This window comes from Blattabacterium cuenoti, from assembly GCF_014252335.1.
GTDB classification, from domain to species: Bacteria; Bacteroidota; Bacteroidia; order Flavobacteriales; family Blattabacteriaceae; genus Blattabacterium; species Blattabacterium cuenoti_AL.
On sequence record NZ_CP059218.1, the window covers coordinates 222,387 to 248,520 of the forward strand.

A 26,134-nucleotide genomic window follows, 5' to 3' on the forward strand; every position below is an offset into this window, starting at 1 on the left:
ATATTAATAATATTACATTGATGTAATTGAAAATCCTAATTGTTGTAAATCTTTCCAAAAAAAAGGATATGACTTTTCTACAACATTTGATTGTAATATATTAATCGGAAAAAATAAACTAAATGCAGAGAATGCCATTGCCATTCTATGATCTTGATACGTATTTACTTGATAACAATTTTGTTTGGAAATAGAAAAAAAATCGAATATTTCTAAACTAGAATTTGTAATTTTAATTTTAATACCAAATTTATATAACTCCTCTTTTAATGCTTGTAATCTATCTGTTTCTTTAATTTTAAGAGTTTCTAATCCATGTAATAAACATTTGATTTTTAAACAAGAGCAAGTCACTGCAATGGTTTGTGCTATATCTGGTGTTTGATTCAAATCTAAATTAATAAATTTAGGTGGAACAAAATTCAAAGACAATTTTTGTAAAATTATTGTTTTTTTACTAAAAATTGTTGATATTCCAAAATATTGTTTATATATATCAAATACTTTTTTATCACCTTGAATACTATGTTTTGTATAAGATTTTAAAGTTAATTTTACTTTTTTTGATAAAGCAGCCATAGAATAATAATATGATGCTGAACTCCAATCAGATTCAATATAAAAATATTTTGTAATTTTTTTCTTTCCTGGATAAATTTGAATCAAATTTCGATTCCATAATATTTTAATACCTATCTGATTTAATAAATGAAAAGTCATATTAATATATGGAATAGATGTAATTTTGTCTTTCAAAAGAATTTTTAATCCATGATCAAATTTACTTGCAATTAACATAAGTGCACTAATATATTGACTACTGATAGTTGCATTAACCTCTATTTCTCCTCCTAATATTTTTCTTCCAAATATTTTAATTGGAGGATATCCAATTTTTTCTAAATAAATAATTTTAGCTCCAAGTTTATTTAATGCATTGACTAAAATAGATATGGGTCTTTCTTTCATCCTTTTTGATCCAGTTAAAATAACTTCTCTTGCTTCTATAATAGATAAGTAAGATGTTAAAAATCGCATAGCAGTTCCAGCATGATTAATATCTAATATATTAGAAGTGCTTGATAAACTATGTTGTAATAATTTTGTATCTTCAGAATTTGATAAATTTGTAATATAAATATCATCTGGATATATAGCTTTCAAAATTAATAAACGATTAGAAATACTTTTAGATCCGCTAATTATAATAGATCCTAATAACTCATTATTTTCTTTTTTAATTTGAATATTGCAAGAAGAATACATAATTTTTTATTTAATTAATAAATAAATGAAGAAATCTATATAACCTATATATGCTTATATATGATGATAAATAATGTTAAATGTATTTTTTAATTTTTTTTTTAATTATTATTTTAACATGATGTATAACTGAGTCTTTATCTAAATGATATTTTTTTAATAATTCCATTGGTTTTCCACTTTCTCCAAATGTATCATTTACAGCAATTATACTTTGTATAGTAGTATCACTTTTATGATTTGTCATAATAATTCTAGAAATACTTTCTCCTAATCCACCCCAATAATTATGTTCTTCTGCTGTTATAATACACTTGGTTTTTATAATAGAATTAAGAATAGTTGTTTCATCTAAAGGTTTAATGGTATGTACATTTATTATTTCACAATTAATTTTCATAGTTTTTTCTAAGATTTTTGCTGCTTCCAAACATTCCCAGACTAAATGTCCTGTACATACAATAGTAATATCTTTTCCCTCTTTCATAACTACAGCCTTTCCAATATTAAATGGTTGATTGATATCGGTAAAATTAGCTACTGCTGGTCTTCCAAAACGTAAATACACTGGGCCTATATATTTTGATATAGCGATAGTGGCAGCATAAGTTTGATTATAATCACAAGTATTAATAACCGTCATACCAGGTAACATTTTCATCATTCCAATATCTTCTAAACATTGATGTGTTGCTCCATCTTCTCCTAAAGTTAATCCAGAATGTGAAGCACATATTTTAACATTTTTTTTAGAATATGCAATAGATTGACGAATTTGATCATATACACGAGATGTAGCAAAATTTGCAAATGTTCCTGCAAAAGGAATATAATTTCCAATACTTAATCCAGCAGCAATTCCAATCATATTTGCTTCTGCTATACCTATTTGAAAAAATCGGTCAGGAAATTTTTGAGAAAATTTTGTCATTGATAAAGAATTAGTTAAATCGGCACATAATGCAACTATTTTATTATTATTTTTACCTAAATCTACTAATGCTTTTCCAAATCCAGCTCTAGTTTCTTTGAATCCTTGATTTTCATACTTAATTTGCATATGCATAATAATTATTTATTGTATTATTTAGATTGGATAATCTCCTAATGTTTCAGGAATTTGATTTAATGCTTTATTTAATTCTTCTTTATTAACTGGTTTACCATGCCATATATTATTACCAACCATAAAATCAACTCCATATCCCATTTGAGTATGAAGTATAATTAAAATAGGAAATTTTTTTTTAGTTTCATCTTTAGCTTGTTTTAAAATATTGATAACTTTTTCAATATTATTACCTTCATATTCTTCTAAAACTATCCAATCAAATGACTGAAATTTTTTTTTTAAATCTCCTAAAGGAAGTACATCATCAGTTGTTCCATCTATTTGTTGTCCATTGTAATCTATAGTAGCTATATAATTATCGATTTTTTTAGATCCGGCATATAAAATAGATTCCCACATTTGTCCTTCATTTAATTCTCCATCTCCATGTAAACTATAAATAAGTTTATTATCTTGTTTATCCAGTTTTTTGGATAATGCGGCTCCAATAGAGACTGACATACCTTGTCCTAATGATCCTGAAGATATTCTAATTCCTGGTAGTCCATCATGACTAGATGGATGTCCTTGTAAACGAGAATTTAATTTTCTAAAAGTAGAAAGTTCTTGAATAGAAAAAAATCCTGTACGAGCTAATACACTATAATAAACTGGAGAAATATGTCCATTAGATAAAAAAAATAAATCTTCATTATGACCACTCATTGTAAACTTTTTTGGATCAAAAAACATTATTTCCTGATATAAAGCTACTAAATATTCTGTACATCCTAATGACCCACCTATATGTCCAGAATTTGCATAATAAACCATACGTAATATATCTCTTCTTACTTGAGAACATAGATCCGTTAAATAATGTTTTTTTTTGGAATTTTTGACATTTATATAATACATATTTGAATAATAAAAATTTTTATATACAAAAAAACTAATTATTTATTATTTTTAAACATTTGATAAACATTTGAACAAAAATAATAATTAATTATGTATGATAAATAAAAAAGCTAAATTTTATTATCACTTATTAGAAGAATACATAGCTGGAATTCAACTTTTTGGATCGGAAGTAAAATCAATAAGAAAAAATAAAGTAAATATAACAGAAAGTTTTTGCAAAATTATCAATCATGAATTATATTCTATTAATATATATATAGAACAATATCAAACTGCAAATCACAATACTACTATTCAATATGATAATAATAGAAAAAGAAAATTATTGTTAACTAAGCATGAACTAAAAAAAATACAAAAAAAACTTACAAATTCAGGTTCAGGATTAACTATAATTCCTTTTAAATTATTTTTTAGTAAAACAGGATATGCAAAATTAAAAATTTTTATAGCAAAAGGAAAAAAAATATATGATAAACGTGAAATTATTAAAAAAAGAGATTGGCTTAAAAATAAGAAGAGTATAAATATTTTTTTTTAATATATATTTGTTAAATTTTAATTTTTTTATTATGAATCTTTTTTTTATGAAAATGAAAAATATCAAATATCTTTTTATTTTATGGTTATTGTTATCTTCTTGTTCTGTAGTCCATTCTCAATCACTTTTTAAAAATCCAAGATCTCAAAAAAAATGGGAAATTCAAATTGGAATAGATGATTTAAATTATCCACCAATCAATTCTCCATTTAAAAATTTTTTTATAAAAAATAATAATAATATTTTACTACCTTTTTATAATTTAAAATTAGTAAATAAGATTACAAAACAGATAGATCTATATTTAGATTCTTCGTTTGGAATAACAGAAAATAATAAGTGGAATACTAACGATGGTCATTATTATAAAATTATTCCTGGAATCAATTATCATATATATAAATATGCACGACTTGATCCCTATTTAAAATTAGGACTAGGATACCATTTTTTTAATTATGATAATCATCAATTAATTATTTCTAAAGAAAAAACATTTCTTGAAAATGCAACTCATTTTTTATTGTTAGATGGTGGTATTGGTATGAATTTATGGATATTACCAGATATAGGAATCAATGTTCAAAGTGAATATAATCATGTATTTTCACATACTAAACCAGTTCTAAAAGATTATTTAAATTTTTGGAGACATTCTATGGGGATTGTGTATAATTTTAATATAGAATCAAATCAAGATAAACATAAAAATGATACATGTTTAAAAAACATTTATAATAACATAAATGTAAAAAATGTAGATAAAAAAAATGATACAACAAAAAATGATAAAGATAAAAAAGATGATACAACAAAAAATGATAAAGATAAAAAAGACGATACAACAAAAAATATAGATAAAGATAAAAAAGATGATACAACAAAAAATGATAAAGATAAAAAAGATAAAAATTTAGACATATCAATTAGTCACAAAAAAACTAATAAGAAAAAAATTACTAACAAAAAATCTACTAACAAAAAATCTACTAACAAAAAAATTAATAAGAAAAAAACTAATAAGAAAAAAACTAATAAGAAAAAAACTAATAAGAAAAAAACTAATAAGAAAAAAACTAATAAGAAAAAAACTAATAAGAAAAAAACTAATAAGAAAAAAATTTACAACAAAAATAAAAAGTAAAACTATATAATTGTGACTTATACCTATACCATTACCATTAACTAAAAAATAATTAAAATCAAATAATGATATTTATATGGAATAATTTATTTTATTTAGCTATTATGTTTTTGTAGAAAAATATTTAGATATATAAATACTAATTTGATATAAAATTAGTAATGGAATTAAAACAATTATTGTACTTATCAAATCACCTGGTGTAATAGCAGATGAAAAAATTAAAATAATTAAAAAAGCATGTTTTTTATATTTTGTTAAAAAAATATTAGAAAGTAATTTGAATTTCGTTAACAGATATATAAATAATGGAAAAAGAAACGTTATTCCCATAGATAACATTGTATTTATTACTAATGATATATAATCTGATAAATCAAATATATTTTTAGGGATAGAACTAATTTGAAAATTAGTTCCAAAAAAAATGATAAAAGGAAATAATATAAAATAACCAAAACATATACCACATAAAAATAATAATGATGCAATTATTAAAATATTTTTAGTATATTTTATTTCTTTTTTAGAAAGTGCAGGACATATAAATATCCAAAATTCATAAAATATGTAAGGAAATGATAATATAACTCCACCCCATAAACAAGCCCATATATAAATATTAAATTGTCCAAAAATTGATCTGTTTTGTATGTCTAAATGTTTATATGAAAATATTGAATAAATTGGAGTATGAAAAAAAAAATGATAATTTATAAATTATTCGATAAGTAAAAAAATTTTTTTTAACAGGACCAAAAAGTATATAATCAAATATAAATTCTTTATTCTTCATAAGAATAATTGTGGCAATAATAATTGCTATAATACTACGTATAAGATGTTTTCTTAATTCTTCAATATGTCTCCACACAGGAAGTATTTTTTCTTTCATATTAATAAAAAATAATAAATATGTTTTGTGTTGTATGTAGAAAGTTATATAAATTAAATAAACAAATACAAAATAAATTATATAATGAAATGTGGAATTGTTGGATTACCTAATGTAGGAAAATCAACTTTTTTTAATTTTATTTCTAATTCTAAAGCTAGATCAGACAATTTTCCTTTTTCCACAATTGAACCAAATTATGGATATACAATCGTTCCAGATAACAGATTAATAAAATTAAAAATGCTTATTAATTCTATTAAAATAATTCCATCTGAAATTAAAATAGTAGATATTGCAGGATTAATACAAGGATCACATGAAGGAAATGGATTAGGAAATAAATTTTTATCTAATATTAGAGAAACTAATGTGATTATTCATATAATTCGATGTTTTAAAGATATAAAAATTATTCATGTAGAAAATAATATTAATCCAATAAGAGATAAAGAAATTATAGACCTAGAATTACAATTAAAAGATTTAGAAACAATAGAAAATAAAATTAATAAATTAAAAAAACATCAAAAATTATATGTAAATAGACAAGATCTATTATATACTTTAAATAAAATTCATCTGTTTTTACAACAGGGAAAAAATATAAGAATGTTTCCATTTAAACAAAATGAAATTGATGACATTCAAGATTTGCATTTATTAACACTTAAACCTGTTATTTATGTAGCAAATGCAAATCAACATGAAGATGATGATCTTAAATATTTACAAAAAGTAACGGAAAAAGAACAAGCTCCATTTATTAGTTTATCTTTGCATGAAAAAAAACAATATTTATACCAATCAAAAATAAATGATCTTATTAAGATGGTATATAAATTATTTAACTTACAATGCTTTTTTACAATAGGTAAAAAAGAAATACGTTCTTGGTCAATTCCAAATAATTGGACTACTTATCAAGCTTCTTCTAAAATTCATACAGATTTAAAAAAAGGATTTATTTGTGCTGAAGTTATTCACTATAATGATTTTATTAAATATAAATCAGAAAATAAAGTAAAACAAGTTGGAAAAAAATTATTAGTTGGAAAAAATTATATCATTCAAGATGGAGATATTATTAAATTTATATTTAATAAATAAAAAAATTTTTTTCATTATGATTAATTTCTTTAATAGTTTCAAATATTAATTGTACTGTTTTTTCTACATCATTTTTATGTACCATTTCAACAGTAGTATGCATATATTTAAGGGGAATAGAAATTAAAGCTGATAAAACACCTTTATTAGAATATGCAAATGCATCTGTATCTGTTCCAGTATTTATAGATGTTACTAAATGTTGAAAAGATAATTTATTTTTATTAGCTGTATTTATTAATAATTCTCTCAAGTTTCTATGTATAGATGTAGAATAAACAATAACTGGACCACATCCACATTTAATATCACCATGAATTTTTTTATCAATCATAGGAGTTGAGGTATCATGAGTTACATCAGTAACAATTACAATATTGGGATTTAATATATTAGAAATGATTTTTGCTCCTTTTAATCCTACTTCTTCTTGAACAGAATTTACTACGTATAATCCAAATTTTAAATTTATTTTATCTTGTACTATTTTTTTCAATACTTGTGAAATTATAAAACCTCCTATTTTATTATCTAATGATCTACAAACAAAATAATTTTTATTAATAATAAAAAACTGATCAGGATAAGTAATTAAGCATCCAACATGGATACCCATCTTTTCTACTTCTTTTTTATTATGAGCTCCAACATCAATAAAAATATTATCTATATTTGGAGATTTTTCTTCTGATGAAGCTTTTCTAGTATGAATTGCAGGCCATCCAAAAACTCCATATATTAATCCTTGTTTGGTATGAATAACAATTTTTTTAGATGTAGCAATTTGATGATCTATTCCACCATTTCTAGACACATATATCATGCCATTATGAGAAATATAATTAACATACCAAGAAATTTCATCCACATGTGCTTCAATAATTAACTTATATGGAGAATTATTAGGATTTAGTATCCCAACAACAGTTCCATATAAATCTGTTGTTATTTTATTAACATAATTTTTTATATAATTTTTCCATATATTTTGACTTTCACTTTCATATCCAGATGGAGAAACACTATTTAAATATTTTTGTAAAAATTTAATATCTTCTGCGTTAATGTAATAATAAGTTTTATCCATATCCAAAATGTTTTAAATTTCAATGTAACCTTTAAAAATGAATGTAGTTGATCCTGTTAAAGAAATGTCTTTATATGTATTGTTAATTATCATAAATGATACCCACAATTTACCTCCATTAGTATAAGTTAAAATGTTTTTTGTAATATTTATTTTATTAGTTTGATATGAAGCAATAACAGATGCAACAACACCTGTGCCACATGAAAGAGTTTCATGCTCAATTCCTCGTTCATAAGTTCTTATTGCAAGTTCATTATTTTTTAATATTTTTACAAAATTAACATTTACTCCTTTTTCTAAATATTGAAATTGTATTTTTTTTCCACATTGATTAACATTTATGTTATTTATATCTTGTACAAAAATAATATGATGAGGTGAACCTGTATTTAAAAATATATATTTGGTATTTATTTTTATGGTATGTGAATCAATATTAAGCATTTGTATAGAGACTAAATTGTTAGTTAAAATTTTTCCATAATGTTGACCATCTATAGCTCTAAAACTTATCATATTATTTTTTGATATTTGCATTGTTTTTGCAAATAATATAGCACAACGACCTCCATTACCACACATAGTACTTTCTTTACCATCAGAATTATAATACTTCATATAAAAGTCATTATTTGCATTCTTTTTATCTTTTGTGATTAATATAATTCCATCTGCTCCAATACCAAAATGTCTATTACATAATTTTTTTAACAAATTTATATTATCGTATGGAATTATTTGATATCTACAATCTATAATAATAAAATCATTTCCAGTACCTTGATATTTCAAAAAAGTTATTTTCATCAAAATTTTTTATAAAAAAAATGCATATTTGCATGCATTACATTATAAATATATGAAGAAAATAATTTTTTATGTTATTATTAGTAGTATAATTAGTTCAATAATAACTATGACTACATATACAAAATATACACAACAACAAAATGAATCTAATTTTCTTTATAATACTACATATCCATTGAGATTTAAATGGACTAATCCAATGTTAATTAGCAGTAGTAATGATCATGGATTTCCAGATTTTACTAAAGCAGTAAGTAAAACTATTAATGCAGTAGTAAATATTCAAAATTTTTCTAAATCTTATAGTAATGAAAATGAAAAAATTGATTTTGATCCATTTGATTTATTTTTTGGATTTCCAGATAGTTATAGAAGAAATAGTATAGGATTAAAATTCAAAAATAAAGGAAAAGGAAAAGGAATAAAAAATCATTATAATAATAATATTGATGAAGATGAAGAAGAAATACAAGGGATTCATGGATCCGGTGTTATAATATCTTCTGATGGATACATAGTAACAAATTATCATGTAATTGAAAATGCTAATAAAATAGAAGTAACATTAAATAATCAAAGATCTTATAACGCTAAGTTAATAGGTAAAGATTCTAGTACAGATATTGCTTTGTTGAAAATAAATGAAAAAGGATTACCATTTATTTCTTTTTCAGATTCTAATAAAGTACAAGTTGGTGAATGGGTTTTAGCAATTGGTAACCCTTTTGATTTAAATTCAACCGTTACTGCAGGTATAATAAGTGCAAAAAATAGACATTTAGGAATTTTAAAAGGAGAAAATCAACATGTATCACCTATAGAATCTTTTTTTCAAACTGATGCAGCAGTAAATCCAGGTAATAGTGGTGGAGCATTAGTAAATACTAATGGCGAATTAATAGGTATTAATACTGCAATTTCGTCTAATTCTGGAAATTATATAGGATATAGTTTTGCAGCACCTTCAAATATAGTAATAAAAGTGGTACAAGATATTAAAAAATACGGTTTTGTTCAACGTGCGTGTCTAGGAATTAAAGGAATTGAATTAGCTAAAATAGAATGTAATATAAAATCTAAATCAGGATTATTAATTGAAAAAATATATAATCAAAGTGGGGCTTATGATGCTGGATTAAAAATAGGAGATATTATTAAAAATATCAATGGACATCCTATTCAAAATATATCTGATTTATCAATGATTATAGGAACCAAATCTCCTGGCGATAAATTACAAGTAACATTTTTAAGAAAACACAATATAATGGATTGTGATGTAGTTTTAAAAAATTCAGAAAAAGAAAATAAAGATGAAGAGGAAAATAATGATAAAAATCAAACAGAAATCACAAATAATAAACCAAATAGAAATATCACACAATCATATGTATTAGGAGGAACTTTTAAAAAATTAGAAATAAAAGATAAAAAAAATTATGGAATACATGATGGAATTAAAGTTGTAAATATAAATATAAATGGAAAGTTGAATGAAATTGGAATAAATGTAGGTGACATTATAATATCTATTAATGGAAAAAAAATAAAAAATCCTCAAGATGTAGATAATTTATTAAAAAAATATGATGGATATGTGACACTCAAAGCTATTAAATTAAATGGAGATATCTATATAGCTAGTTTTAATATTCATTAGTATTAGTAGTATTAGTATTTAGGTAGTAATTAGTAAGTATAAGTAGTATATAAGTAATTGAATGAATTATTTTATTTATTATAACCGATGCATTAATCTTGGAATAATGGATTGTTTCCAATGTAAAAAAGTATTGTTTAATATTTTTTCTCTTGCTGTTTTCATAAGATTAAAATAAAAAGCAAGATTATGTATAGTAGCTATTTGTTGAGCTAAATTTTCTTTAGAAGAAAAAAGATGTCTTACATAAGATTTACTATATATTTTATCTACATAAGAGCTACCAAATTCATCTAAACAGGAAAAGTCTTTTTTCCATTTACTATTTTTTATATTTAAAATACCTTGCCAAGTAAATAATAAACCATGTCTGCCATTTCTTGTAGGAATTACACAATCAAACATATCGATTCCCAGAGAAATAGCTTCTAAAATATTTGCAGGATTTCCAACACCCATTAAATATCTAGGTTTATTTTCAGGGAGTTGATCAGTTATTAGATTTGTAATATATTGCGTTTTTTCTTGGGGTTCTCCAAGACTTAATCCACCTATAGCATATCCATCATATTCTTTTAGTAAACTTACGGTTTCCACTGAAAATTGTCTTAAATCTGAATACACGCTACCATGAATAATAGGAAAAAAACTTTGTTTATGATTATATATTTCTGGATTATTATTTAAATAATTATCACATCTTTTTAACCATATATGTGTTCGTATTAAAGACTTTTTTGCTTCTATATAGCTACAAGGATATGGAGGACAATCATCAAAGGCCATGATTAAATCTCCACCTATTATACGTTGAATTTTCATAGATTTTTCTGGATAGAAAAAATGAATACTACCGTTGAAAATAGATCGAAATTTTACTCCATCTTCAGTTATTTCATTTAATTTTTTCATAGAAAAAATTTGATAACCTCCACTATCTGTTAGAATTGATTGATGCCAATTCATAAAAGTATGAAGTCCTTGAATTTTATATAAAACTTCAAGTCCAGGATAAAAATATAGATGATATGCATTTCCAAGAATCATTTGATAACCAATGTTTTCTAATTCATGTTTAGAAACACATTGAATAGCTCCTTTTGTTGCAACTGGCATAAAAATTGGAGTTACCATACTAGCATGATCAGTTATTAAAATTCCTACTCTACTTTTAGTAAATTTATCCTTTTTGATTAAATTGAATTTCATTATGATATTAAATGATAAATACTAATTTAGTTGTCTATTATTTAAAATTACAAATACAAGAATTGAACACAATGAATTGTAAAAAAAAAATCAGAATTTGTTTTATCATAACCCAGTTATGTTACAAGAAAGCGTAAAATTACTAATTACCAATAAAAAAGGTATTTATGTAGATGCTACATTTGGATGTGGAGGCCATTCATTAGAAATATTAAAACAATTAAATACACAAGCCATTTTAATTGCTGTAGATCAAGATAAGGAATCTATAAAAAATAATTGTATTAAAGATCAACGACTTCATTTATTTCATGATAATTTTATAAATATTAAACACATTTTAAAAAGAATCAATATCAAAAAAATATCAGGATTATTAGTAGATTTAGGATTTTCTTCTTTTCAAATCAATAATCCATGTAGAGGATTTTCACATCAAGTCAACGGCATTTTAGATATGAGAATGAATCAAAAAATTAATTATTCAGCTTTACATGTTATCAATCAATCTTCAGAAAAAAAATTATTTTATATATTTTCTAAATATGGTGAATTTAATAACCCTATGAAAATTGTGAAAAAAATATTAAATTTTCGTTTCAAACAACCTATTATAACTACATCGGATTTAATACATTTATTTTTATTAAAAAAATCTTCTTTTCATCAAAGAAAAAAATTTTTATCAAAATTGTTTCAGGCTATAAGGATCGAAGTCAATCAAGAAATTCAATGTTTAAAAACTCTTCTTATAGAATCTTCTAAAATTATATTGCCTGGAGGTAGAATTTCTTTTATATCATATCATTCTATAGAAGATCGAATTATTAAATATTTTATTAAACAAGGAAAATTAAATAATATAAAAATTAATAATATTATACCATTTAAAATGATTCATAATAAAGTAATCAGACCAAATATAGAAGAGATCAAATCTAATCCAAACTCTAGGAGTGCAAAGTTAAGAGTTGCAGAAAAAATATAATTTATATATGTATGATGAAAATTAAAGATATTTTAATGAACATTAAAGATATATTAAAAGGAAAGTTTTTAGTACAAAAACAATCTTATCATAATTGGAATTTTATTATTTTCATTACATTTTTATCTTTAATGAGTATTACTAGTTCTCATATAATGGATCAAGAAATCAGAAAAATAACTAAAATTAATGAAGAAATTAAAGAATTAAAATCTGAATATGCATCTATACAAAGTAGATATCTTAGGATAAAATTAGTATCTGTATTAAAACAATCAACAAAATTCAAGCATGTGGAAACCGCTCCATATGAGGTGATTATAGAAAAATAATGATAAATAAAATATAGATGAAACAAAAATATAGTAATAATAATATTAATAGTAGTTTCTCTACTAGAAAAAGATATTTTTTATTATATAAATCTTATACAATTAGTTTTTTTTTTCTTTCTCTTGCTATATTAATTATTTTTAATTTATGTCACATTCAACATTCTTCAGATCATTATAAACAATCTTTGATAAACAATATAATTAGAATTAATTTAATAAAAGCTAAACGTGGAAATATATATGCCACAGATAAAAGTATTTTAGCTATGTCGATTATACAATATAACGTACATATTGATTTTAAATCTATTTCAGATCAAGTTTTTGAACAAAATATTTTTGCATTATGCAATTCTTTAGCATCATTTTTTAAAAAACCAAAATCATTTTTTTATTATAAGTTTAAATATGAAAAAAAAATTGGTAACAGGTACTATTTGTTAGCAAAAAATTTAGATTATGCTAATTTAAAAATTTTGCAAACTTTTCCAATTTTTAACAAAGGTAAAATAAAAGGTGGGTTTATTGTAGAAAATAAAATATATAGAGTGCATCCACTAGAACATATTGGAAAAAGAACTTTAGGATATGATGATCATAGAGGAAAAGCTGGATTAGAAGGAGCATTTAGCAAATATTTAAAAGGAAAAGATGGTAAACGTTTGGAACAACGTATAAGTGCAAACATATGGAAACCATTATATTATCAACATTCAATAGAACCAGAAGATGGAAAAGATGTTTATTCTACTATAGATATATATTTACAAAATATAGCATATCATGCTTTACTTAAAGAATTATATAAATCCCGTGCAGATCATGGATGTGTGATTTTAATGGAAGTTAAAAGTGGAAAAATTCCCGCCATGATAAATTTAGAAAAAACTAAAAATAATACTTATGAAGATGTTAGAAATTTTTCTGTATGGGAAGGTAGTGAACCAGGTTCTACTTTTAAAACTATTTCTATATTAGTAGCTTTAGAAGATAACAAAATAGACACAAATGAAATGATAAAGATTAATAATGGAGTTTTTAAATTAAAAGGAAAAGAAATAAGAGATAATAATATACTTTATCAAAGTAAAGGAATGAAAACAATCAGTACACAACAAATTTTGGAACATTCATCAAATGTGGGAATTGCAAAAATTATTTATAATCATTATAAGCAACATCCTGAAAAATTTTTAAAATATTTGTTTGAATGGAATTTAAATAAAAAAATTGGCATAGATATTCCAGGAGAAAGTGCTCCCATTATCCCAAAACCTGGAGACAAAAATTGGAGTAGTATTACACTACCATGGATGACTTTTGGATATAATTTAAAATTAACTCCTTTACAAATTCTTACTTTTTATAATGCTATTGCCAATCAAGGTAAAATGATTAAACCTATTTTTATTAGAGAAATAAAGTATCGTGGTAAAAGTATTAAAAAATATACGAATCCTATAGTCATTAATCCTTCTATAGCAAAACAATCTTCTATAAAAAAACTGCAAAATATGTTGGAAGGAGTTGTCAAACATGGTACAGCAAAAAAATATTACAATCCAAAATATCCATATGCAGGAAAAACTGGAACTACACAATTAAACTATTGGATTAAAAACAAACCGTTAACTTACAATAGTTCTTTTGTTGGATATTTTCCATCAAAAAATCCAAAATATTCTTGTATTGTTGTTATTTCAAAACCAAAAACTGGATACTACGGAATCGAAATTGCTGTTCCAGTATTTGATAATATTGTAAAATCCATTTATCCAAATTGGAAAATGATGGATTAAAAGTATAATATTAAGGATTTGTAAAAGTGCTTTATCTTTTTTATCAATCTATCAAACCTGGAAGCAAATTGAAAAAAAATAAAAATATATTTTTGAAATTCTAATAATGAAAAAATCATTACAATTTATATTAAAAAATATTCCGGTATTAAAAATTATAGGAAATGATAATAAATTCATAGAAGGTATGTCTACATCTTCCAAATCTATTAAAAATAATATGATTTTTATAGCTTATAAAGGCCAAACAAAAAATGGACATAATTTTATAGAAGAAGCAATCAAAAAAGGAGCTACTGTTATAATTTGTGAAAAAATTCATAGATGTCTTATTAATCATGAAATTACTTATGTGTTAGTAAAAAAAGCCATAGATATTTTAGGAAATCTAGCTTCTAATTATTATGATAATCCAACAAAAAAAATCAAATTAATAGGAATTACAGGAACTAATGGTAAAACAACAGTATCATCTATTCTTTATCAATTGTTTTTTCATCTTGGAGAAAAACCATTACTCATTTCTACAACAGGTATTATAATATTGGATAAAAAATTGGAGACTATACATACTACTCCTAATATTATTGATATTAACAAATATTTACATTTATCCATTAAAAAAGGATGTAAATATGCATTTATGGAAGTTAGTTCACATGGCATTCATCAAAATAGAATTAATGGATTATCTTTTTTTGGTGGAATTTTTACTAATATTACACATGATCATTTAGATTATCATAAATCGTTTAATAATTATTTATATATTAAAAAAACTTTTTTTGAAAAATGTTTAACAAGACATTCTTTTGCATTAATTAATGCTGATGATCAATATTCACATATAATTACGCAAAATTTGTTAGCAAAATTATATTTTTATGGAATTATACATCAATATAATTGCAAAATTGAAATCATTAATCAAACTTTTTATGGAAATTTATTAATGATTAATGGATATAGATTCATGTTCCCTTTGATTGGAAAATTTAATGTGTATAATCTTTTAGCCAGTTATAGAACAGCTGCTATACTATTGGAGGATGAGGATAAAGAATCTATAATTTTAAAAAACTTGAAAAATATTATACCAATCCAAGGACGTTGTGAACAATTTATTACTTATTCTGGAATTCATATAATAGTAGATTATGCTCATAATCCAAATGGATTAAAAAATTTGTTAATATCTGTGAATAATTTAAAATCAAAAACATCAAAATTGTTATGTATAATAGGATGTGGAGGAAATAGAGATAAAACAAAACGTCCTTTAATGGGGAAAATAGTTTATAATATGTGTGATATATCAATTTTTACTTCAGATAATCCTAGAAATGAGGATCCAGAAGAAATACTACATGATATGAAAAAATTTATATTATTTACAATTAAACAAAAAGTATTATTCACAATAGTAGATAGAAAACAAGCTATTAAATATGCAATAAAAATTGCAAAAACAAAAGATATCATTCTTATTTTAGGAAAAGGGCATGAAAATTATCAGGAAATTAAAGGGAATCGTTATCCATTTAATGATATGATTGTAGCTAAACAATTGTTAACCAATAAATAAACTTAAATCTTATAAAGAGTTACTTTATTATTTATTATGTTATGTTATGTCTTTATACTGTTTATTAATCTCTTTTATGTTATCAATTATGATCTCATTATTATCTAATAAAGCCATCATTTATTGGAATATAAAGAAACATAATTTAATAGCAGACAAAATAAGAAATCTTGGTCTTGTTGGGCAAATAAAAAAAGAAGGAACTCCAACATTTGGTGGAATTAGTATTATAATTGCTACATTAATTCCAACATTGTTTTTTTCTCAATTGAATAATATATATGTACTTATGCTTATAAGTACAACATTATGGATGGGAACTATAGGTATTATTGATGATTATATAAAAATAACATATAATAAAAAAGGATTAAGTGGAATTTTGAAAATATTGGGGCAATTAATTTTAGGAATATTTATAGGTTGTACAATGTATTTTAATAGAAACATTACTATAATTGATGAAAAAGTTAATATTGTTAATAACTATTCTTATAATGATACTACTACAACAAGACATAGTTTAAAAACAACTTGTCCTATTTTTTTTCGTAATGATGAATTAGATTATACTTCTATTATGACTTATTACAATAAAAACTGGGAAAAATATACTTGGATGATGTTTGTGCCTATTATTATGTTCATAATTGTATTTATGTCGAATAGCACGAATTTATCTGATGGAATAGATGGATTAACATCTGGAGTTTCTTCTATAATTGTAATTACTTTATTTTTATTTACTTGTTTTTCAAGTCATCGATTTTATCAACCATCTACTCATTTTATGTGTATTCCAAATATAGAAAAAATTATGATATTTTCTATTTCTCTTTTAGGTGCGTTAATTGGATTTTATTGGTATAATGCATACCCAGCTCAAATATTTATGGGAGATACAGGAAGTTTGACTATAGGAAGTATAATAGCAGTAATATCAATTTTTTTAAGAAAAGAATTATTATTTCCTGTGATATTTGGAATTTTTTTTGTTGAAAATATTTCTGTAGTGATACAAGTATTGTTTTTCAAATTGTATAAAAACATATATGGAATTGAAAAACGAATTTTTTTGATGTCTCCTATTCATCATCATTTTCAAAAATTAGGTTATCACGAAAATAAAATAGTTTATCGTTTTTGTATAATACAAATTATACTATCTTCTTTAATAAGTTTTTATTTAATGCGCAATAAATAATGAACAAAACACAACAATTAATAGTTATATTAGGTGGTGGTGAAAGTGGAGTAGGAGCTGCATTGTTAGCTAAACAAATGGGATTGAAAATATTTGTATCTGATTCAGGTTGTATTTCTCATAAAAACAAAACAATTTTATTAAAAAATAACATTTGTTTTGAAGAAAACAAACACACAGAAAGTATAATTTTAAATAAATATAATAAAATTATAAAAAGTCCAGGAATTTCAACAAATGATACAATTATAAAAAAAATAAATCATTATGGAATTACTATGATTTCTGAATTAGAATTTGGTAAAAATTATACACAAGATTCTTATCTAATTAGTATTACTGGTACCAATGGTAAAACTACTACATCAATGATGATTTATAAAATACTTAAACGAGAAGGTATTAAAGTTGGACTAGCAGGAAATATAGGAAAAAGTTTTGCAAAAGAAGTTTTGAAAAAAAAAAAATATTATGTTTTAGAAGTAAGTAGTTTCCAATTAGATGACTGTCGCAAATTTCGTTCTAATATTTCAGTATTATTAAATATAACTAGAGATCATTTAAATATATATTCTAATATTAGAAATTATATAGTTTCTAAATTTAGAATAGCAACATTGCAACAAAGTCAAGATATATTTATTTATAATTATGATGATCCTATTATTAGAGAAGCAATGAAACATTTTAACATTAAATCTCACTGTATTCCTTTTTCTATACAAAAGGAATTATCTTTAGGAGCATATATAAAAAACAATTCTATTTTCATTAGAAAAAAAAATTATAAAGAGTCACATATATTAGAACTACGAAATATCCCTTTAATAGGAAATCATATTCTTTATAATATTTTAGCTAGTATATTAGCCACTAGTTTATTAAATGTTACTAAAAAATCTATAATTTCTACTATATTAGGACTGAAGCCTATAGAACATCGTATGGAACCTGTCATGAGCATAAATGGAATTTCATTCATTAATGATTCTAAAGCAACTAATGTAAGTTCTGTTTTTTATGCATTAAAAAGTTTAAGCTATCCTATAATATGGATAGCTGGAGGAAAAGATAAAGGAAATGATTATTTAGAATTATTAACATTAGTTAAAAAAAAAGTAAAATTTGTTATTTTATTAGGTAAAGAAAATAGTAATTTTAAAAATTATTTTCAAAATATTATTGATATTATTTTGGAGACCCAAAATGTTAGAAAAGCTGTTCGTATAGCATATTTTTTGTCTTTTAGTGGAGATAATATTCTTCTTTCTCCTGCTTGTTCTAGTATGGATATATTTAAAAATTATATAGAGAGAGGAATAACATTCAAAAAAGAAGTTAAAAAACTTTTTTGTTATGATGAAAACAATAAATGATTTTTTAGCAAAATATACAAAAGGAGATAAATATTTATGGGCTTTTATCAGTTTATTGTCCATATTTTCTTTTCTACCTGTTTATTCCGCATGTACTAATTTAGTGTATACATATGGTGGCGATACTACTGTTTTTAATTATTTATTTAAACATGCTTTTTTTTTACTAATTGGTTATTTAATTCTTTTTTTATCTCAATTTATTAATTATAAACATTGTTATCGTTTGTCGGTTTTTGCAATTCCTATAATTTTAATTTTATTGCTATTAACTCTTATACAAGGAAAAAAATTAGATGGAGTTAACGCTTCTAGATGGTTATATATTCCTATTATCAATATATCTTTTCAAACTTCAAGTATTGCTGGACTAGTAACTTTTATTTATTGTGCTAGATATTTATCCACAAAAAATAACATTAATATTTATCACTCTTTTGTTTTTTTATTATTTCCAATATTTTTAATTATTGGATTAATATTTCCTGCAAATGGATCTACAGCAATTATTGTGTTTGTTTCAGTTGTAATGATTCTTTTTATGGGTGGATATCCATTAAAAGGATTGATTATTTTTTTTATAATTGTAATATTATCAGCTGGTCTATATATTTACTCTGTCATAAGAGTAGTAGAAAAAAATTCAATGAATAGAGTAAATACTTGGATTAGTAGAATAGAAAATTTTTTTGATCCAAAATCTAATAATAGTTATCAAATGAAACAATCTAAAACAGCTATTTTTTTAGGTAAAAAATTTGGTAGAGGGCCTGGAAAAAGTATTATAAAAGCATTTCTTCCGCAATCTTATTCTGATTTTATTTATTCAATCATTATAGAAGAATATGGATTGTTTGGTGGAGTAATACTATTATTCATATATCTTATGATTTTATTTAGAATTATAGTGATTGCTACAAAAGTTGATAATTATTTTTGTACCTTATTAGTTCTTTCCGTAGGATTTCCTATTATTAATCAAGCATTAGTAAATATGGGTATAGCTGTTGGGTTATTCCCCGTAACAGGACAAACACTGCCACTTATTAGTGCAGGAGGAACTTCTATGTGGGTGACTTTTTTTAGTTTTGGCATTATATTGAGTGTTAGTAGAATGATTGAACAAAAACAAGAATAAATCTATAGCTTGTAATGCAATGAAAAAAAACAAAATCCCAAAAATAATTATTGGAAGTGGAGGAACATGTGGGCATATTTATCCTGGAATTGCTATAGCTGAAGAATTAAGCAAGAAAGTAGTACCAAAAAGTCATATTTTGTTTATTGGATCTAAAAATCATATGGAAATGCAGGAAATTCCTAAATTTGGATATTTATTTGAAGGAATTAGTATTTCAGGGGGTAAAGATAAATTTTGTTCTATAGTATCAGGAATGATTTTATCTATGGAATTAATTTGTAGTTTTTTTGTAATAAAAAAACTTTTTAATAAATTTTGCCCAGATATAGTCATTGGAACAGGTGGTTTTGTAAGTTTTCCTACACTATATGCAGCACAAAAATGCAAAATTCCTATTTTGCTACAAGAACAAAATTCATTTCCTGGATTTACTAATAGAATTTTTTCTAGATCTGCTAGAAAAATATGTGTTGCTTATAATGAAACAAAAAAAATTTTTTCACCAAAAATACAAACCAATATTATTACTACTGGTAATCCTATTAGATCTGAAATCATGCAAAAAATATTTTTAGATAAAAATCAAGCATGTTTGAATTTAGGATTAAATGTAAATAAACCAATTATTTTATCGATAGGTGGTAGTCAAGGTGCTCATAGCATTAATATGGCTTGGATAAATGGATTAAATAAGTTAATAAATTTAGATATACAGCTTATTTGGCAAGTTGGAAAAATAGATTTTATAAAAATAGCCAAAAATCAAAATTTTTATCATAAAAATATTATTATGATGGATTTTATTGAAAATATTACAATTTGTTATTCAGCAGCAGATATTGTAGTATCTAGAGCAGGTGGATTAACGATATCAGAAATATCTTTAATAGGAAAACCTTTTATACTCATTCCTTTTCCTTTCGCATCTGATGATCATCAAAATAAAAATGCTCAAATTTTGAAGGAGAAAGATGCAGCATTAATTATAAAAAATGAAGAAATAGAACAAAAATTAGTAGATGCTACTATAGATCTTTTAAACGACTCTATAAGACAAAATAGAATGATAAAAAATATTTTAAAATTAGGTAAACCTAAAGCAACATATAACATTGTCAAAGAAATTTCACATATTCTTGATTTATGAATTTGGATGATATTAAGGCTTTTTATTTTATAGGAATAGGTGGTATGGGAATGAGTTCTTTAGCTAGCTATTTAAATTATATAGGTAAAAAAGTTTATGGTTATGATAGATCTAGAAGTTTTTTAACTAAAAAATTAGAACGAGAAGGTATTTACATCATTTATCATGATAATATTAAATTATTACCATCATGGATACATTCTGAACAATGTTTAATTGTTTATACCCCAGCTATTCAAAATAATAATAAACAATGGATGTTTTTAAAACAAAATGTAAAAAATATTACAAAAAGATCTCATTTATTATCTTTGATTACTAAAAATAAAATATGTATAGCTATTGGAGGAACTCATGGAAAAACAACGACTGGTGTTTTATTAGGACATATATTGAAAATAACAGGACAAAATATAACTGCTTTTCTTGGAGGAATTTCTGAAAATTATCAATCAAATTTAATTTTAAATGGAAATGATATGTTTTTAGTAGAAGCAGATGAGTTTGATCATTCATTTTTGCATTTGAATCCAAATATAGCATGTATTACTTCTTTAGATCAAGATCATGTAGATACTTATCCAAAAAAAGATGATTTAGTTCAAGCATATATAAAATTTTCTCAAAAAATACGACATCCATATAAAAAAATCTTTCTTTGTAAAGAAGAATCTTCTATTTGGTCTACAACAACCAACATAATATATTATTCTATTATAAAAGAAGAAAAAGGAATTTATTATTCTAATCATATTTATATAAAAAAAAATAAATGGTATTTTGATTTTCATACTCCAAAAGAAACTTGGAAAGATCTTCCATTACCAATTCCAGGATATCATAATTTAAAAAATATAACAGCTGCATTAGCTATTTCAGATTATTTAAAACTTCAAGAAAAGGAAGTAAGAAAAGCATTGTGGTTATTTAAAGGAATTCATAGAAGATACTCTATTCATTTTCAATCTAAAGAAAAAATTTATATTGATGATTATGCTCATCACCCAACAGAAATTAATGCGTTAATTAATACTATTAGAAAGTGTTTTATAAATAAACAAATATTGGGAGTATTTCAACCTCATTTATTTAGTAGAACTAAATTTTTTGAAGAAGATTTTGCTAGAAGTTTAGAAAAATTAGATATTTTAATTTTGTTAGATATTTATCCCGCTAGAGAATTACCTTTATATGGAGTGAATTCTTATAAATTATTAGATAAAATCAAAATAAAAAATAAAGAAGTTTCTAATATGAGTAATTTATTATATAAAATAGAAAAAAAACAATTTGATATTTTGCTTACTATAGGAGCTGGAAGCATTGATTCATTGGTAGATACTATAAAAAAATGGTTTCACAAACGATATGGAGAAATATAGAACAAGAATGTGTATTACAATTTTATATTTTACTTTGATAAGTATATTATTTTTTTTTTCTCAAAAAACATATAAAAATAGAAATTTGACAAGATTAAATATTATTATTAATCCATCATATAGTGATCATGTTATTAATGAAAATATTGTAAAAAATATTTTATTTGATAAAGACAAAGGATATATAACAAAAAACATTGGTCAATTGTGTATATTAAGAATGGAACAAAAATTGAATCATTATCCTTTTATAAAAAAATCTGAAATATTTTTGAGTGTGGATGGGACCTTAAACATTAAAATTCAGGAAAAAACACCAATTTTGAGAATAAAAAATGGGAAGAAAAAACATTATCTAACTAATGATGCAGAATCTTTAGAATTTTTTTCTTCTTCTTTTCAACCAAGAGTTATATTAGCTCAAGGAGAATTTTCAAAAGAAGAAAAACGAGAATTAGTAAATTTAGTCAATGTCATAAATTCAGATGAATTATTAAAACATCAAATTATTAGCATAAAAAAAACAAAAGACAATATATTTAGTTTAATCCCAAAAATTGGGAATCATTATATAATATTAGGAAATATCACAAATTTTAGAAAAAAATTGAAAAAATTGAAAGCTTTTTACAAGCAGTATCTCAATAAAATAGATATTAATCAATATCGATTAATTGATTTACAATATAAAAATCAAGTAGTAGCAAAAAAAAGATAAATCTATGGAATATCAAGATATAGCTATTGGTCTAGATGTTGGTACTACGAAGATTGTAGCTATGGTAGGAAAAAAAAATGAATATAATAAAATTGAAATTTTAGGAATTGGAAGATCTAAAAGTATAGGAGTACATAGAGGAGTAGTTAACAATATTACTCAAACTATTGAATCAATTAGAGAAGCTGTAGATGAAGCGGAACATACTTCTGGATTAAAGATCAAAGAGGTTATTGTTGGTATTGCTGGTCAACATATTAGAAGTCTTCAACATAGTGATTATATCACTAGATTAGATTTTGAAAATGTTATTAATACAAAAGATATACAACAATTAATTGATCAGGTTCATAAACTCGTGATGCTTCCAGGAGAAGAAATAATTCATGTTCTTCCACAAGAATATAAAGTGGATAGTCAAGCAGAAATTGGGGAACCCATTGGAATGTATGGAAATAGATTAGAAGCTAATTTTCATGTAGTAGTAGGTCAGATTTCTTCTATTAGAAATATTGGTATATGTGTGAAAGCAGCTGGACTCAATTTAGCTGGTATGACTTTAGAACCTATAGCTTCTGCAGAAGCTGTTTTGAATACAGAAGAAAGAGAAGCAGGAGTTGCTTTAGTTGATATAGGTGGAGGGACTACTGATTTAGCTATATTTAAAGATAATATTATTCGTCATACTGCTGTAATTCCTTTTGGAGGAAATATGATAACTGAAAATATCAAAACAGATTGTTTCATTATTGAAAGACAAGCCGAATTATTAAAAGTAAAGTTTGGATCTGCTTGGCCAGGAGAAAATAAAGAAACAGAAATTGTTTGTATACCTGGATTAAGAGGAAGAGATCCTAAAGAAATTTCTTTAAAACGTCTTTCTAGAATTATTCATTCTAGAGTAAGTGAAATCTTGGAACAAGTTAATATAGAATTAAAAAATTATGGAAATGAAGAACACAAGAAAAGACTTATAGCAGGAATAGTTATGACAGGAGGGGGATCACAATTAAAACATCTTCGTCCTTTAACAGAATATATTACAGGAATGGATGTACGTATTGGATATGCTAATGAACATATTTATGGATTAGGAAATGGAATGATTAGTAATCCAGAATATGCTACATCTATAGGATTAGTAATTAGGGGATTGAAAAATAAAAATATTTTTAAATATTATACTACAGATACAGAAAGAGAAAAAACCCATCAGGTTTTAAAAAAAAATAAACATACTAAATTGTCTTCTTATAAATGGAATTTTAATAATAAAAATTCACAAAATCAAAATAAATCGAAATCTTTTTTCGAAATTTGGGCAGATAAGTTTCGTCAAATACTGAATGATACAGAATAAGATGAAAAAAGAACATTTTATCATACAAAAAACAGAAAATACAAATCAAAAAGACAATATTAATAAAACATTAGGGTTGAATAAAAATCGTTCTGCATCCATAAAGGTTATTGGAGTGGGAGGTGGTGGAAGTAATGCCTTGAGTTATATGTTTGAACAAGGAATTAACGGAGTTGATTTTATAGCGTGTAATACAGATTCTCAAGCTTTGCAAAATAATCCAGTACCTTTAAAAATTCAATTAGGTGCTTCTATTACAGAGGGATTAGGAGCTGGAGCAGATCCAGAAATTGGAGAAAAAGCTGCTCTAGAGAGTTTAGAAGAGATAAAAAATATTTTAGATTCTAATACCAAAATGACTTTTATAACAGCTGGAATGGGAGGAGGAACAGGAACAGGGGCCGCACCAATTATTGCAGGAATTTCCAAAGAAAAAGGGATACTCACTGTAGGTATAGTGACTATTCCGTTTCACTTTGAAGGACAAATGAGATTGCAACAAGCTCAAAAAGGAATAGAATCTTTAAGAAACAATGTAGATTCATTGATTGTTATAAATAATGATAAATTAAGAGAATTATATGGAAATCTTGGATTTAAAGCAGGATTTGCTAAAGCTGATGAAGTATTAACTACTGCAGCAAAAGGAATTGCAGAAGTTATTACACATCATTATAAACAAAATATTGATTTACGAGATACCAGAACAGTATTAAAAGAAAGTGGAACTGCAATTATGGGATCAGCTATTTCTATAGGAGAAAATAGAGCAAAAGAAGCAGTTATACAGGCATTGGATTCTCCTCTTTTAAATGATAATAAAATAACTGGAGCAAAAAATGTTCTTTTGCTAATAGTTTCAGGAAAAATTGAAATTACAATAGATGAAATAGGAATAATTAGTGATTATATTCAAGCAGAAGCTGGAAATAAAGCAAATATTATTATGGGGTTAGGAGAAGATGAAAAATTAGAAGAAAGTATTTCCGTAACTATAGTAGCTACTGGATTTCCTACAGAAGTGCAAAGAGTTATTAATCATGAAGAAAAGAAAATATTTCATAAGTTAGAGGATAATAAAAAATTAAAAAAAGATGGAATACATCCTTATTCGAGAATCGATACGGAGCCATATAAACCTGGATATTACAAACAAAGTACATCTGAAAATTTAGATACTTATTCTTTAGATAACAAAAAGGAATCTTTTTTTAATCATATGAATAATGTAACTAAGACTATGAATCCACATCAACAAAAAGAAATTAAGTCTTCTAAAACACAAAAACATAAAAAATACTTACTTGAAGATCATTTTGATCTTCCTATTGATATTCCTATTTATTCTAATTCTAACGAAGACTTAAATAATCATAATAATAAAAATAAGAAATAAAAT

The 26,134-nt window shown here is 23.9% G+C and carries 22 protein-coding genes and 1 pseudogene; 16 read left to right on the forward strand and 7 right to left on the reverse strand.

Annotated elements, in window-relative coordinates; all coding sequences use genetic code 11:
* Positions 1-12 precede the first annotated feature (12 nt).
* The 3 genes from H0H37_RS01060 to H0H37_RS01070 form a co-directional block, all read right to left on the reverse strand.
* The gene (locus tag H0H37_RS01060; protein WP_185882588.1) at positions 13-1,266 is read right to left on the reverse strand and encodes a 3-phosphoshikimate 1-carboxyvinyltransferase; all 1,254 of its coding nucleotides are present in this window, start codon (positions 1,264-1,266) and stop codon (positions 13-15) included.
* A gap of 76 nt (positions 1,267-1,342) precedes the next feature.
* Positions 1,343-2,326 carry a transketolase family protein gene (locus H0H37_RS01065; protein WP_185882589.1) on the reverse strand — a complete coding sequence of 328 codons (984 nt, stop codon included), beginning with the start codon at positions 2,324-2,326 and terminating at the stop codon, positions 1,343-1,345.
* A gap of 27 nt (positions 2,327-2,353) precedes the next feature.
* A complete protein-coding gene (locus H0H37_RS01070) occupies positions 2,354-3,235 on the reverse strand; it encodes a transketolase (protein ID WP_185882590.1) in 882 nt (293 codons plus the stop codon).
* Between the two features lie 97 nt (positions 3,236-3,332).
* On the opposite strand from H0H37_RS01070, the gene smpB reads away from it, so the two are divergent.
* Both smpB and H0H37_RS01080 read left to right on the forward strand, forming a co-directional pair.
* The gene (gene smpB, locus H0H37_RS01075; protein WP_185882591.1) at positions 3,333-3,782 is read left to right on the forward strand and encodes an SsrA-binding protein SmpB; all 450 of its coding nucleotides are present in this window, start codon (positions 3,333-3,335) and stop codon (positions 3,780-3,782) included.
* 31 nt (positions 3,783-3,813) lie between these two features.
* Complete coding sequence (locus H0H37_RS01080) at positions 3,814-4,926, forward strand: hypothetical protein (RefSeq protein WP_185882592.1); 1,113 nt, start codon at positions 3,814-3,816, stop codon at positions 4,924-4,926.
* A 102-nt stretch (positions 4,927-5,028) separates the two neighbouring features.
* Here the strand turns inward: H0H37_RS01080 and tatC are convergent.
* Positions 5,029-5,827 (reverse strand): annotated as a pseudogene (gene tatC, locus H0H37_RS01085) (twin-arginine translocase subunit TatC).
* A gap of 78 nt (positions 5,828-5,905) precedes the next feature.
* Between tatC and H0H37_RS01090 the strand changes: the two are divergent.
* Positions 5,906-6,931 carry a redox-regulated ATPase YchF gene (locus H0H37_RS01090; RefSeq protein WP_185882593.1) on the forward strand — a complete coding sequence of 342 codons (1,026 nt, stop codon included), beginning with the start codon at positions 5,906-5,908 and terminating at the stop codon, positions 6,929-6,931.
* Here the strand turns inward: H0H37_RS01090 and H0H37_RS01095 are convergent.
* Positions 6,921-8,018 (reverse strand): M42 family metallopeptidase, encoded by a 1,098-nt coding sequence (locus H0H37_RS01095; protein ID WP_185882594.1) that lies wholly within the window; start codon positions 8,016-8,018, stop codon positions 6,921-6,923. The two genes, H0H37_RS01090 and H0H37_RS01095, sit on opposite strands and share 11 nt — an antisense overlap.
* Before the next feature lie 12 nt (positions 8,019-8,030).
* Positions 8,031-8,828 (reverse strand): diaminopimelate epimerase, encoded by a 798-nt coding sequence (dapF, locus tag H0H37_RS01100; RefSeq protein ID WP_185882595.1) that lies wholly within the window; start codon positions 8,826-8,828, stop codon positions 8,031-8,033.
* Between the two features lie 52 nt (positions 8,829-8,880).
* Between dapF and H0H37_RS01105 the strand changes: the two genes are divergently transcribed.
* On the forward strand, positions 8,881-10,491 hold the full coding sequence (locus tag H0H37_RS01105) for a trypsin-like peptidase domain-containing protein (RefSeq protein WP_185882596.1): 1,611 nt from the start codon (positions 8,881-8,883) through the stop codon (positions 10,489-10,491).
* A 78-nt stretch (positions 10,492-10,569) separates the two neighbouring features.
* On the opposite strand, the gene tgt is transcribed toward H0H37_RS01105, so the two are convergent.
* Positions 10,570-11,700 (reverse strand): tRNA guanosine(34) transglycosylase Tgt, encoded by a 1,131-nt coding sequence (gene tgt, locus H0H37_RS01110; RefSeq protein WP_185882597.1) that lies wholly within the window; start codon positions 11,698-11,700, stop codon positions 10,570-10,572.
* Positions 11,701-11,797: 97 nt separating this feature from the next.
* Here tgt and rsmH point away from each other — a divergent pair, with 97 nt between their 5' ends.
* From rsmH to ftsZ, 12 genes are all read left to right on the forward strand, one after another.
* A complete protein-coding gene (gene rsmH / locus H0H37_RS01115; protein WP_262887203.1) occupies positions 11,798-12,688 on the forward strand; it encodes a 16S rRNA (cytosine(1402)-N(4))-methyltransferase RsmH in 891 nt (296 codons plus the stop codon).
* An 11-nt stretch (positions 12,689-12,699) separates the two neighbouring features.
* On the forward strand, positions 12,700-13,020 hold the full coding sequence (locus tag H0H37_RS01120) for an FtsL-like putative cell division protein (RefSeq protein ID WP_238785509.1): 321 nt from the start codon (positions 12,700-12,702) through the stop codon (positions 13,018-13,020).
* Between the two features lie 17 nt (positions 13,021-13,037).
* A complete protein-coding gene (locus tag H0H37_RS01125) occupies positions 13,038-14,822 on the forward strand; it encodes a peptidoglycan D,D-transpeptidase FtsI family protein (RefSeq protein ID WP_185882599.1) in 1,785 nt (594 codons plus the stop codon).
* Positions 14,823-14,928: 106 nt separating this feature from the next.
* Positions 14,929-16,407: a UDP-N-acetylmuramoyl-L-alanyl-D-glutamate--2,6-diaminopimelate ligase gene (locus tag H0H37_RS01130; protein ID WP_185882600.1), complete on the forward strand. Its 1,479-nt coding sequence runs from the start codon at positions 14,929-14,931 to the stop codon at positions 16,405-16,407.
* Positions 16,408-16,453: 46 nt separating this feature from the next.
* Positions 16,454-17,611 carry a phospho-N-acetylmuramoyl-pentapeptide-transferase gene (locus H0H37_RS01135; RefSeq protein ID WP_185882601.1) on the forward strand — a complete coding sequence of 386 codons (1,158 nt, stop codon included), beginning with the start codon at positions 16,454-16,456 and terminating at the stop codon, positions 17,609-17,611.
* The gene (gene murD, locus H0H37_RS01140; protein WP_185882602.1) at positions 17,611-18,987 is read left to right on the forward strand and encodes a UDP-N-acetylmuramoyl-L-alanine--D-glutamate ligase; all 1,377 of its coding nucleotides are present in this window, start codon (positions 17,611-17,613) and stop codon (positions 18,985-18,987) included. The genes H0H37_RS01135 and murD overlap by 1 nt, the downstream gene beginning before the upstream one ends.
* Positions 18,971-20,125, forward strand: a complete 1,155-nt coding sequence (locus H0H37_RS01145) for an FtsW/RodA/SpoVE family cell cycle protein (RefSeq protein ID WP_185882663.1) — start codon at positions 18,971-18,973, stop codon at positions 20,123-20,125. Before murD ends, H0H37_RS01145 begins: the two co-directional genes overlap by 17 nt.
* Positions 20,126-20,144: 19 nt before the next feature.
* Positions 20,145-21,275, forward strand: coding sequence for an undecaprenyldiphospho-muramoylpentapeptide beta-N-acetylglucosaminyltransferase (gene murG / locus H0H37_RS01150; RefSeq protein WP_185882603.1), 1,131 nt, complete (start codon positions 20,145-20,147; stop codon positions 21,273-21,275).
* Positions 21,272-22,657, forward strand: a complete 1,386-nt coding sequence (murC, locus tag H0H37_RS01155; protein ID WP_185882604.1) for a UDP-N-acetylmuramate--L-alanine ligase — start codon at positions 21,272-21,274, stop codon at positions 22,655-22,657. The genes murG and murC overlap by 4 nt, the downstream gene beginning before the upstream one ends.
* Positions 22,644-23,375 carry a cell division protein FtsQ/DivIB gene (locus tag H0H37_RS01160; RefSeq protein WP_185882605.1) on the forward strand — a complete coding sequence of 244 codons (732 nt, stop codon included), beginning with the start codon at positions 22,644-22,646 and terminating at the stop codon, positions 23,373-23,375. The genes murC and H0H37_RS01160 overlap by 14 nt, the downstream gene beginning before the upstream one ends.
* 4 nt (positions 23,376-23,379) lie before the next feature.
* Positions 23,380-24,735, forward strand: a complete 1,356-nt coding sequence (gene ftsA, locus H0H37_RS01165) for a cell division protein FtsA (protein WP_185882606.1) — start codon at positions 23,380-23,382, stop codon at positions 24,733-24,735.
* 1 nt (position 24,736) lies between these two features.
* The gene (ftsZ, locus tag H0H37_RS01170; RefSeq protein WP_238785512.1) at positions 24,737-26,131 is read left to right on the forward strand and encodes a cell division protein FtsZ; all 1,395 of its coding nucleotides are present in this window, start codon (positions 24,737-24,739) and stop codon (positions 26,129-26,131) included.
* Positions 26,132-26,134 lie beyond the last annotated feature (3 nt).